General features: G+C 64.3%; 9 protein-coding genes. All 9 read right to left on the reverse strand.

From position 1 onward, the window contains the following. Positions 1-32: 32 nt before the first annotated feature. Positions 33-1,694: a Na+/H+ antiporter NhaC family protein gene (locus C1876_RS02295; protein ID WP_114545116.1), complete on the reverse strand. Its 1,662-nt coding sequence runs from the start codon at positions 1,692-1,694 to the stop codon at positions 33-35. Positions 1,695-1,791: 97 nt separating this feature from the next. Continuing rightward, the gene (locus C1876_RS02300) at positions 1,792-2,793 is read right to left on the reverse strand and encodes a YdcF family protein (protein WP_114545117.1); all 1,002 of its coding nucleotides are present in this window, start codon (positions 2,791-2,793) and stop codon (positions 1,792-1,794) included. A gap of 156 nt (positions 2,794-2,949) precedes the next feature. Continuing rightward, a complete protein-coding gene (locus C1876_RS02305; protein WP_114545118.1) occupies positions 2,950-4,488 on the reverse strand; it encodes a sodium:solute symporter family protein in 1,539 nt (512 codons plus the stop codon). Positions 4,489-4,947: 459 nt separating this feature from the next. After that, positions 4,948-6,183, reverse strand: a complete 1,236-nt coding sequence (locus C1876_RS02310) for a phenylacetate--CoA ligase family protein (RefSeq protein WP_114545119.1) — start codon at positions 6,181-6,183, stop codon at positions 4,948-4,950. Between the two features lie 185 nt (positions 6,184-6,368). Continuing rightward, positions 6,369-7,358, reverse strand: coding sequence for a diguanylate cyclase domain-containing protein (locus tag C1876_RS02315; protein ID WP_244909996.1), 990 nt, complete (start codon positions 7,356-7,358; stop codon positions 6,369-6,371). Between the two features lie 78 nt (positions 7,359-7,436). Beyond that, positions 7,437-8,033, reverse strand: coding sequence for an indolepyruvate oxidoreductase subunit beta (locus tag C1876_RS02320; RefSeq protein WP_114545120.1), 597 nt, complete (start codon positions 8,031-8,033; stop codon positions 7,437-7,439). Continuing rightward, the gene (locus C1876_RS02325) at positions 8,026-9,987 is read right to left on the reverse strand and encodes a thiamine pyrophosphate-dependent enzyme (RefSeq protein WP_114545121.1); all 1,962 of its coding nucleotides are present in this window, start codon (positions 9,985-9,987) and stop codon (positions 8,026-8,028) included. The genes C1876_RS02320 and C1876_RS02325 overlap by 8 nt, the downstream gene beginning before the upstream one ends. A gap of 109 nt (positions 9,988-10,096) precedes the next feature. Continuing rightward, positions 10,097-11,848 (reverse strand): hypothetical protein, encoded by a 1,752-nt coding sequence (locus tag C1876_RS02330; protein WP_148044497.1) that lies wholly within the window; start codon positions 11,846-11,848, stop codon positions 10,097-10,099. Continuing rightward, entirely contained in the window at positions 11,778-12,353 is a 576-nt protein-coding gene (locus tag C1876_RS02335) for an RNA polymerase sigma factor (protein ID WP_114545123.1), read from the reverse strand. Before C1876_RS02335 ends, C1876_RS02330 begins: the two co-directional genes overlap by 71 nt. Positions 12,354-12,461 lie beyond the last annotated feature (108 nt).

Genomic DNA, 12,461 nt, shown 5'->3' on the forward strand with positions numbered 1-12,461 from the left:
CCGTAGCGCCCCGGCGTCCGAACGCCCCGCCGCTAGGCCTTCACCGCACCGTATTTCGAGATATTCAGCACGAAGATCGCGGCGATCATGAGCACAACGCCCACGCCAAGCGAGATCCACGGGCTGCCCGTCAGACCGGCAACAACGTAGCCCACGATGCACACGGCCGCCACCACGGACGCGTACGGCAGCTGCGTGGCCACGTGGCGCAGGTGGTTGCACTGCGCGCCCGCCGACGACAAGATGGTGGTGTCGGATATGGGTGACACGTGGTCGCCGTACACCGCACCGCCCAGCGTCGCGCCGATGGCCACGAGAAACAGCGGGTCCTGCGCCGGGAACACCCCGATGACGATGGGCAGGATGAGCGCGATGGTTCCCCACGACGTGCCCATGGCAAAGCCGATGAACGCCGCAACCACGAAGATGACGGCCGGCAGCAGCGCCAAGCCCACGCCGATGCTGTTCAAGAACCCGCTGACAAACTCGCCCGTGCCCAGCAGGTAGCGGCAGGTGCCGCCGAGGCTCCACGCCAGCACGAGAATCATGATAGCGCCCACCATGGAACGCACGCCTTCGGCAACGCCATCCATATAGCCCGCCAGCGTCATCAGCTTGCGCGGCAGGAACATGGCGGCCGCAACCACCAGCGCCACGCATACGCCGATGCACAGGCCGAACACGGGGTTCTCTCCCACCGCGACGGCGAAGTCGACGCCCTGGAAGAAGCCGCCCGCGTACAGCATGCCCAAGATGGAGAAGATGATGAGCACCACGATGGGGATGATGAGGTCGAACGTGCGGCCCTTGTCCGAGATGGACATGCCCTTGAATTCCTCGACCGCGATCTGCGCGGCTTCATCAAGCTCGTCTTCTTCGGCGATAACCGTGTCAAGCTTCAGCGGCGGCTGCAGGTCGGCATCGGACTTGTCGGCCAGTCCCACCGTGGACATGGACTCGAGCGCGCTGTCCTTCGGCGGAATGCGATGCTGCTGCGCGGCAGGCTGCTGCGCCTCGGCCTCGGCAACGCGCATGGGGCCGAAGTCGCGCTTGGTCGCGCACATGAAGAAGACGAACACGATGGTGAGCAGCGCGTAGAAGTTGTAGGGGATGGACTGCACGAACGTCGTGAAGCCGCCCTCGCCCAGATAGCCGCCCACGGCCACGGCCCACGACGACACGGGCGCGATGATGCAGATGGGCGCCGCGGTGGAGTCGATGATCCACGCCAGCTTCTCGTGGCTGATGTTGAAGCGGTCGGTGACGGGTCGCATGACCGCGCCCACCGTGAGGCAGTTGAAGTAGTCGTCCACGAAGATGATGATGCCCAGCACGGCGGTCAGCACCTGCGCCATCTTCGCATTCTTGATGTGCGTGGACACCCACTCGGCATAGGCGCGCGATCCGCCGGCGGCCGCGATGACCACCACGAGCGCGCCCAATAACGCAAGGAACAGCAACAGCGCCCCGTTGCCGGCGATTTGCTCGGCCATCATCTGCGGCACCATGGTGAACGAGTCGACGAGCGGCTCGACGCCCACGCCGTTGAGCGAGAACTGGTAAATCATCATGCCCACGAACACGCCGATGGCAAGCGAGGAGTACACCTCCTTCGTGATCAGCGCCAGCCCCAGCGCCAAAATCGGCGGTATGATTGACCATACCCCCGTGCTGATGAGGTCGAATCCTTCCATATGATCCCCTTTAACGATACGAACCGCGCGCCGTCCGACCCGGCGCGCGTGTGTGATCCGCTTAGTATACGGCATACAAAGGGGTAACGCGAAGCTCCTACAGCTGGAAAAGGACGACGGAGGCCGGGAGCAACCACAGGACGAAGATGACCACGAAGGGCCAGCGATGGGCGTTGCTCACCGCCACGAATTCGCGAATGAACGCCGTCGGCCAGAAGTACCGCGCGGTTTTGCTGCCCACGCCATCGGCTGCAAGCCCAATCTTGTGCGCGTACTCGGCCGTGCGGAACACGTGGTAGTCGCTTGTCACCACGGCCGCGCGATACTGCCCCGCACCCGAGCGCGCGTCCATGATGGCTTTGCTGTTGCGCAGGTTTTCCATCGTGGTGGTGGAGCGGTTCTCCTCGATGATGGCGTCGGCGGGAATGCCGCACTCCTCGATGAGGTACGTGCGCATGGCCTCGGCTTCCGACACCTCTTCGTCGGCGCCCTGCCCGCCCGACGCGATGATGACGGCGCTGCGGCCGGCGGCCTCCCACAGCTCCACGCCCTTCTGCAAGCGCGACGCCAGCAACGGCGTCGGTTTCGTACCCGACAGGCCCGCCCCGTGCACGACGATATAGTCGTAGTCGCGGCGCTTCGGCAGACGTCGGTACAGCCACGAGTACAGCAGCAGCGCGAAGAACGTGAACGCGACGTACGAGCCCTCCATGAACACGAGCAGGCTCACCGCAAGCATCCACGGCGGCGTCGGCGTGAAGGCGAACACCGGCAGCGCCACGCACGCCACCACGATGAACAGCGCGAACAACCCCGGCAGCAGGTGCGACAGCGACAGCCCTTCGCGCTTCACCACCACAACGGTGTTCGCCAGCAGAAACACGACGAGCGCCACCGTGCCCACCGGAATAGCCGCGATGCCCAGCAACACGAGCCACGGCAGGTCGAACTGGATGGACAGACCGTACATCAGGAACATGCACAGCAGCAGAAAATACAGCGCGTTGCGGAACTGCCGCGGTTCCTTGCGGTAGTTTTTGACAAAGAGAAACCCGAACACGATGGCGGGAAAATATATGAGTGCGAGCTGGAAAAACATGGATGGGCTTTCAACGGAAGGCAGACGATACCATTCGACAGTATAGCGTTCGTCTCATCATTGTCGCCAAACTGTTCATTTTCCCCGCAGCGAACGAGTGTTTCACGTGAAACACTCGTTCGCGCTCAGGTTGCAGTGCGCGGCGATGCCGGGGGCCTACTCGCCTTCCAGCTCGAGCTCGTACTCGCGGTCGATGGCGCCCTCAGCGTGCGGCGGGTCCACCTCGAACGGCACGCTCTTCGTGAACAGGCTGATCACCGGCACGATCACGAGCGACAACACCATGGCGATGGCTCCGCAGTTGATGGGCGACGCGATGAACGCGGTGCCCACGAACCCGGCAATCATGTTGCCCGACGTCAAGCCCACGCCCACGATGAAGCTTGCCCACACGGCCGGCTTCGAGATGCGCTTGGAGTACAGCCCCCAGAAGAACGGGCCCAAGAACGAGCCGGCCAGCGCGCCCCATGAGATGCTCATGAGCTGCGCGATGAACGTGATGGACGAGTTGTACTGGATGAGCGCGAGCACGGCCGAGATGACGATGAACACCACGATGAGCACGCGCATGTAGCTGAGCTGCTTCTTCTCGCTCATGTTCTTCACGACGTTGTCCTTGATCAGGTCGAGCGTGAGCGTGGACGACGACGTGAGCACGAGCGACGACAGCGTGGACATGGACGCGCTCAGCACGAGCACGATCACGATGCCGATGAGCAAGTCGGGCAGGGTGGACAGCATGGTGGGGATGATGGAGTCGTACACGGGCGTGCCCGCGGCCGTCATCTCAACCTGACCGCCGTACAGGCGGCCGAACCCGCCCAGGAAGTAGCTGCCGCCGGCCACGATCATGGCGAACACCGTGGAGATGATGGCGCCCTGCTTGATGGCCGGGCCGCTCTTGATGGCGTAGAACTTCTGCACCATCTGCGGCAGCCCCCACGTACCCAAGCTGGTAAGGATGATGACGCCGAGAAGGTCCGGCAGGTTCGGTCCGAAGAAGCTCACCAGCGGGCCGGCCATCTCGCTTCCCTCGACCGGAATGAGCGACAGCGACGTGATGGCCTCGGTGAAGCCGCCGTTGTTCACGAGCACCGCCACAATGACGGCAACGATGCCCAGCAGCATGACGATGCCCTGGATGAAGTCGTTCATAACGGTGGCCATGTAGCCGCCCAGCACCACGTAGATACAGGTGATGGCCGCCATGCCGATGACGCACACCTCGTACGGCAACCCGAACGCCATGCCGAACAGCCGCGACAGGCCGTTGTACACGCTGGCCGTGTACGGGATGAGGAACACGAAGATGATGGCCGCGGCCGCGATGCGCAAACCCTTCGACTGATAGCGCGCGCCGAAGAACTCGGGCATCGTGGACGCGCCCAGGCGGTGCGTCACCTCGCGCGTGCGCGGGCCGAGCACCCACCAGGCAAGCAAGCTGCCCAGAATGGCGTTGCCGATGCCAATCCATGTGGCGGCAATGCCGTACTTCCAGCCGAACTGCCCGGCGTAGCCCACGAAGATAACGGCGGAAAAGTAGCTCGTGCCGAACGCGAACGCCGAGAGCCACGGCCCCACGTTGCGCCCGCCAAGGATGAAGCCGTCAACGCTGCCGGTGTGTCGTCGGCAGTACAACCCGACGCCCACCGCCACGCCGACGAAAATGAGCACCATGCAAATCTTTTCGATCATGGGAGATTCCTTCTCGATCATCTACCTACAGGTCATGCTATCCACAGCAGTGCGAACGAAGGTGTAGCGTGAAACATTCCAACGTTACCTGCTGATTCGCAGGAGGCGCACATGACTTTGCCGGGGCACGGCACCCGTCAGCACAACACCGACGAAGCGCCATGGGCAAACCCATGTGCTAGAGGTATCGGTAGGAATAGTAGGAAAGGGCGCGGTAGGCGCGCGCATCGGCCGCAGGGGACGACGGCGTCGCAAGCATGGATGCGAGCGAGTCCGCCGGGCGCGGAGCAAGGGAGCGGCACACCGCGGCAACGTCAAGCTGAAGACGCCAGCGCTGCTCAATCGTGGTATGTCCCTTCGCAGAATGCATGCGCATACTCTACCACAGTGGAGCATCCCCACCCAGCACAAATTTGAGGCGGCCGCGCAGGGATTCTCGCGCGGCCGCCTTGTGGGTTCTTAGTACCTGCTGTCGAAGATGCGCTTCGTTTTCTTCTCGCTGCGCGGGAGTTCGCCCATGGGGACGCCGATGGCGTCGGGGGTGCAGCCGCACTTCGCCTTGAAGATGAGGGCCAGCTCCTCCTGCGCGCGCTCCTTGGCCTCATCCTCGAGCGGCGTCTCGAACAGCACGGTGAGCACGTCTTTGCCGCTGATGTTCTCGATCATCACCTGGTACTCGCTCGACGTGCCGCCGGTGGCGGCAATGACTTCCTCCACCTGGGCGGGGAAGATGTTGCAGCCCTTCACCTTGAACATGTCGTCGGTGCGGCCCGTCAGCGTGTCGATGCGCGGGTGCTCCAAGCCGCAGGCGCAGTCGCCCGGGATGATGCGCGTGAGGTCGTGCGTGCGGTAGCGGATGAGCGGGGCGCCCTGCTTGCGCAGCGTGGTCAGTACGAGTTCGCCCACCTCGCCGTCGGGCACCGGCGCGCCGGTGACGGGATCGACCACTTCCACGTACACGTAGTCGGCCCACACATGCATGCCGTGATGCTCGGTGCACGAGATGCCGATGCCGGGGCCGTACACCTCGGTGAGGCCGTAGATGTCGAAGATCTCGACGCCCAGCTCGTTGGCGATGCGCTGGCGCATCTTGTCGCCCCACCGCTCGGAGCCGATGACGCCCTTGCGCAGGTACACCTTGTCGCGCAGGTTGCGCTCGGCGATTTCCTCGGCCAGCAGCAGCGCGTACGAGCTGGTGGCGCACAGCACGGTGGACTTCAAGTCCTGCATCATCTTCAGCTGCTTCTCGGTGTTGCCGGGACCCATGGGGATGGCCATGGCACCCAGGCGCTCGGCGCCCAGCTGGAAGCCGATGCCGGCCGTCCACAGACCGTAGCCCGGCGTGATCTGGATGCGGTCGGTGTTGGTGATGCCCGCCGTTTCGTAGCAGCGCGCGAACTGGATGGCCCAGTCGGTCACGTCCTGTTGCGTGTAGGGGACGATGACCGGCGTGCCCGTCGTGCCTGATGACGAGTGGATGCGCACCACTTCCTCGTCGGGGACGGCCTGCAGGCCGAGCGGGTAGGCGTTGCGCAGGTCGTCCTTCTCCGAGAACGGGAGCTTCTCGAAGTCCTCCTGCGTCTGCACGTCGGAAAGGTCGATGCCCTCGAACTTCGCCGCGTAGAACGGCGAGCGGTCTTTGAGCGTGGCGAACTGGGTTTTGATGAGCGCGAACTGGTCGTTGGTAAGCTGCATGACGGTCCTCTTCTCAGACGATGGGCGAGTTCAGGGTATGAAGATGCTTCAAGCCCGCAGGCGCGAGTCTTGAAGCTAAAGCCATCGCCCCGCCGAAACCACGGCTGGGATGGAGAAGATGTCGTTCGCATGTTCCATGCTTGCTATTCTAGGCGAACGCGCCGCGCTTGCCTAGCGAAAATCGATCACCAGCTGAAGCAGCCCTTGCCACGCCCCTTGCTCGCGTACAGCGCCTCGTCGGCGGCGCGGTACAAGTCGTAGAACGTCTTGCCGCGCGCAACGCGCACGATGCCGAGCGAGCACCCCAACGGCACGGCGCGGGAAGCCGAATGGGACGTCCACGTGTCAATGAGCTCGCGCGCCTTCGCCTCCGCTTCCTCGATGGACAGCGGCGCGGTGGAGAACACGGCGAACTCGTCGCCGCCCATGCGTCCAACGAGCGCGTCGCGGGCGAACACGCGCCCGAGCGTATCGGCGAATTCCACGATGACGCGGTCGCCCTCGGGATGGCCGAGCGTGTCGTTCACCTGCTTGAAGTTGTCGAGGTCGATCATGAAGAACGCGCTGTCGGTGCTGCCGCGGGTGAGCGCGGCGGCCACGTGCTTCTCGAAGGCCGCGTGGTTGAGCAGCTCGGTCATGGAGTCGAGGTCGGCGCGGCGCTCGAGCGCCTTGGAGTATTCGAGCGCGGCGTTCGCCTGCTCGGTGGCCGTTTTGGGATAGTACTCCTCGCGTCGCTGGTCGACGTTGGGCGTGGAGTGGTGCAGGTGGCTCATGAACCAGCGGTCGCCGTCGCGGCGGAAGAGCAGCGTGAAGCGGGTGTCCATCTCGACGAGCAGCGGTTTCGGACGATCTGGGCGTTCGCGCACCCACAGCGTGCCGAACACGACGCATCCGTCGGAGCCGAGAGGGCGCGCCTCGTAGTACTCGTCGAGGATTTCGAAGGTGACGTCTTCGGCCTCTTGCTGATCGCGCTCGAGGCCCTCAAGGAAGGACGCGAGGCTTGCATAGAACTCGTGCTTGCCGGTGCCGATGAGCGACAGTCCCTGAGGGTCGATAGCGTCCACGATGAACTGCATGCTTTCGTCCGACGGCTCGATGAGGTACGCGCCCCACAGCTTTTTGGACAGGGCAACCGCTTCGTCCAGCCATGCCTGGTTCATCGTGTGTTGCATCATGCCCCCGCCCTCTATGCATGCCATCAGGTGATTCAGTATAACAGCATCGGATACGTTAGAGGGGGTGTTCTTTAATTATTACGCCTTCTCTACCGCGTCGATGGCGGCCACATTGAGCGCGACGAAACGGGGCTTGACGCACTCCTCGATGGCGCGGCGCAAGTCGTCGAGGTCGAGCGCGATGCGCCCCTCCTTGAGCGCGCTTGCCAGCAGCACCGAGTTGAGCACCTTACGGCTGCTCACCGCATCGGTGAGCGCCGCGTCGTCAACGGCGATGAAGCGCTGCTCCGAGCCTTCGAGCGCTTGCTCGATGCGCGCTACCACGTCGTCGGCGCGGTAGGGCCGATCGGACAGCGCCGCCGTCACCGGTTGAATGGCCGTGGTGGCGGTGACGAGGAGGCCGTCGGGCGCGAGGAAGGGAAGCACGCGCGCGGCCTCGGCCGGCTCGAACGCGATGATGAGGTCGGCCGTGCCCTGCGCGAGCAGGGGCGCGAACACCTCCTCGCCCTCGTCGCCCATGCGCACGTGCGACACCACGTTGCCGCCGCGCTGCGCCATGCCGATGGTCTCGGCCGTGCGCACCTGCCAACCCTTGTCCTGCGCAGCCTGCGCCAACACCTTCGCAGCGAGCACCGTGCCCTGACCACCCACGCCTGCAAGCATCACATTACGCACGGGAGCCTCCTTCCGCCGACGCAGGCGCCGATGTTTCACGTGAAACATTTGTTTGGGTCATCCCCAGCGCATCGAAGGGGCATATTTGCGTACAGAGACCGCAGCCGTTGCAGAGGCTGGGGTCCACGAACGCTTGGCCGCGCTCGCGGCTCTTCGGGCCACGCGCGTCGGGGTCGAAGCCGATGCCGGGGCAGCCGATTTCGGTGATGCACTTCTTGCAGCCCGTGCACGCTTCCGCATCGACGAGGGCCGGAGCGCCCGGCTTCACCAACTGGATGCACGGCGATTCGAACAGGATGGCCGACGGGCCCTCGAAGTCGACGGCCTCCTTCACCGCCGCGATGGAGCCCTCGAGGTCGAGCGGGTCAGCATGCACGATACAGGTGAACCCGACGGCCTCCAGCACGCGCTGGATGGAGATGGGCTCGCGCTTCGGGCCCATGAGCGTGACGCCGGTTCCGGGGTGCGGCTGCGAGCCGGTCATGGCCGTGGTGGCGTTGTCGAGCACGCACACTGTGACGTCGTGGCCGTTGTACACGGCGTTCACGATGCCGGGCAGGCCGCTCGCGAAGAACGTCGAATCGCCCACGAACGCGAGCGTTTTCTTGTGCGGCTCGGCCACCGAGAAGCCCTGCGCCATGGTGATTCCCGCGCCCATGCACAGGCACGTGTCCACCGCGTCGAGCGGCTGCGCGTTGCCCAGCGTGTAGCAGCCGATGTCGCCGCACAGCACGGCGGGCGTTTTGCCCAGCGCGCGCTTCACCGCGTAGAAGCTGCCGCGATGGGGGCAGCCCGCGCACAGCACCGGCGGGCGCACCGGCAGCGGGTCGTCCGCGGCATCGTAGGAGGCCGGGGCAGCCGCGGGCGCAGCTGCGGGAATGCCGAGGAACGCCGCGATGCGCGCGGCGCTGTCGTCCACGTCGTTCTCGCCGCGGTCGCGCGTGTCGCCCGTCAGCTTGCCTTTCACCTCGAAGGCGGCATGGGTGCGGCCGGCGTGCACGAGCAGCGCGTCTTCCAGCACGTGATCGAGCTCTTCCAGCACGAGCACCTGCTGCAAGCCCTCGGTGAATTGCGCAGCCAATTCCTCCGGGAAGGGGTAGGGCGTGCCCACTTGCCAGAAGCGGTAGGCGGGAACCTCGACGCCCCGCTCGGCTGCGCGGGCCTCCACCATGCGCAGCGCCTCGCGCGCGTACGCCGCCGACACGCCGCCGGCCACGATGCCGAGCCGCGGCGTCGTGCCGCTTTCCGCCGCCGGGTTGAACGCCGCGAGCGTCGGCTCGGCGGCGAAGTCGTGCGCGATGGCCGCAAGCCGCTCGTTGATTTCGCCGTGCGCCTGGTAGGCGCGGCGCGGGAAGATGACCCACTTGGAATCGCGCTCGAAGCCCTCGTCGGGCACCGGGCGCGCGTCGGTGACGTCCGCAACGTCGAAGAACGTCGAGGCGTGGTTGATGCGCGTGGTGGGACGCACGATGACGGGCGTGTGGTAGCGCTCGGACAGGTCGAACGCAGCCTGCATCATGGCGAAGCCCTGATCGGGCGTGGCGGGATCGAGCACGGGCACCTTCGCGAAGCTCGCGAAACGACGCGTGTCCTGCTCGGTCTGCGACGAGATGGGACCCGGATCGTCGGCCACGAACAGCACCATGCCGCCCTTGACGCCCACGTAGTTCAAGCTCATGAGCGCGTCGGACGCCACGTTGAGGCCCACCTGCTTGCAGGTGAACAGGCAGCGCGCACCCGTGTACGACGCGCCGGCCAGCAGCTCGAGCGCGCTCTTCTCGTTCGTGGACCACTCCACATGGATGCCGCGCGCGGCCCCTTCGCCATGGAGCTTCGCCACCGTTTCAATCAGCTCGGACGACGGCGTGCCCGGATACCCGGCCACCACGCGCACTCCGGCCTCAAGCGCCGCATGCGCGAACGCCTCGTTGCCCATCAGCAGTTTCTTCGTCATATCGCGTTGCCCCCAGCCAATGCAAACAGATGTTTCACGTGAAACATTCTTGTCGCATCATGATAGCAAACGCGGATGCACCCCGAAGGGCGCATCCGCGAAGGGCATGCTATAGCAGCGATTTGATGCGGAAGGCCACGCTGTCGCCCTGGTACGAAGAGAGGCAGAACAACGGGTCGTCTTGCTCGTCGAGTTCGTCGGACACCACGTACACCACGGACAGCTCGCGCGTCTCGCCCGGCGCAAGGACGCAGTCCCAACCGGAATTCGTGGCAGCATCGAAGCCCGTCGTCCACATCATGCGGCTCGCCATTCTGGAGAAATGCCCCTCGTTGTCGTCGAGCACCGCAAGATCCCCCAAAGCCGCCGTGTAGAGCAAGACCTCGCCGTCGGAGCGGTTCGTCGCCTCGAACGTGACCGTGCGATACGAGAATCCCGACGTCAAGCTGCCGTCATCCTCGATATGGTAGCCCATCTGTTCCTCCGACACCTTGTTCGCATACGCCATATCTCCCCGATAGCCCGCGTATTCGATCGTATCCTCAACAGCCAGTCCGAACGGCAGCTGTGCGCTTCGTTCGAGCCTCAAATTCGCCACTTCCAGCTCGCGCGGTTCTGAATCTTGGCTGGCCCACGACCCGTTTTCCGGCACGGACACGATCACCGACGACGAAGGATCGCAGATCGAGTCCTCGCCGATCACCGCGTTCTCCACCGGCTCGAACGTGTTTGCCCGGTCGAATACGAACGGCACGGTATCGTTCAGCCACTCGTTCGCGTTATCGAGCGGATACGGATGCGGCCCCTCGGTCTCGTCAACGATGACGCCATAGAGCGAATGGAGCCAGAAGCACGCGCCGTCTTCGGTGACCTCGGGCGCATACACGTTCGGCATGGTGGAACGATCGACGATCTCAGGGTAGATCGTGATGTCGCCGTACCCGTAGAAAGCGTCGGGGTCGTCCATCTGCGCCTTGAAGTCAGCGGTGTGCAGCTCGATGGTCTGCGTAGCGCATGAACCGTCTTCGAAGTACGCGGTCACCGTGATGGTCTGGCCGTCGAACGTGTCGAAGACCGCATCGGTGTTCGCAAGCGGGCTCTCCGCGCTGTCGGCAACGTCGCCGTAGTCCGCGTTCGTCCACAGGCCGAAGCTCTTCGCGTCGCTGTCATCCTGCTCGTCGATGGGCAGGTCGATGGTGGAACCGAGCATCTTCGTGAGTTTCACCGTGATGTCCCGATCAGGATCAGGCACCCCGAACCCATCAACGATCTCCACGTCCTCGTACAGGCCGTAGTATTCTCCCAGCCCCGCCTTCGTCGGTTTCCATAGGCTCAATTCGGCAACGCGCTCGGGGTCATCTCGCCCGTTCACCGTCTCGTAGCTATTGCGATAGAACATGCCCGCCGACGTGGTGGCCTGAATGCGCACGATGCCCTCGCCCTTGACGGTGAACATGCAGCCCGTGTACTTGCCGTACCGCAGGTACCAATCCTTATCCGCCGTGGTCAAATTGCCCGAACGGTCGAACACGATCATGCCGTCCTCAGTGGGAGGCACGAGCGTGCGCGTTCCCGACGCATACGCCTGCACGGAGAAGCTCTGCGAAACCCCCGGCGCCTTCCCCGTTCCAAGCGGGATGAGCGCCACCGCAATCACGAGCGCACACACACCCGCCGCCGCGAGGGGCAGCCACCGCCGCCGACGAGGCGCGGCCGGCTGCCGGCGCGCATGGGGGACGCGAGTCCGACGCTCGGCACGCCGCGCGCGCTCGATTTCGGAGAGGATATCCTCATGCACCGAATTCGGGCTCTTGACCTCTTCCATCAAAGCACGATACTCGTCCATCGGCGATTTGCTCACGGGACTCCTCCTGTTCCAACAGCGTTTTGAGCTGCGCGCGGGCGCGATGCAAACGGCTACGCACCGTCGCGGGACGGCATTTCAAAATCTCGGCGATCTCCTCCGTGGCGTACCCTTCCACATAATGAAGGTGCACGACCGCGCGATACTTCTGCGGCAAGGTGCCCAGCACGCGCCACACGTCGTTCGCAAGCAGCGCCTCCGACGCGGCCGGCGACGTCGGCAGCAACGACTCGTCATCGGGAAGCGGCTGCGTCCGATGCCGCGACGCCGTGCGGCGAAGTTGATGGCACCGGTTGATGGCCACGCGGATGAGCCACGCCTTGAGGTGCTCGTCGTCCCGAAAAACTGTGACGTCCTTCAGCAGGCTGATGAACGTCTCCTGGCAGATGTCGTTTGCGTCGGCGGGTTCGTGCGTCTGACTGAGCGCAAGGCGATAGACCATGTCCTCCCATTCGTGCAGGGCATGGTGCATGAACTCATCTGAACGCAACGTCGTGGTCAACCGGAAACCGCCTCCTTACCCCGAACATGCCGGCGTCGCGGAAAATGTTGCAGGATGTTCAGAAAATTGTACGCCCCCGCATGCCGAAGCATACGGGGGCGTTGAGAA

Source organism: Eggerthella sinensis (assembly GCF_003339815.1).
Classification (GTDB): Bacteria; Actinomycetota; Coriobacteriia; order Coriobacteriales; family Eggerthellaceae; genus Eggerthella; species Eggerthella sinensis.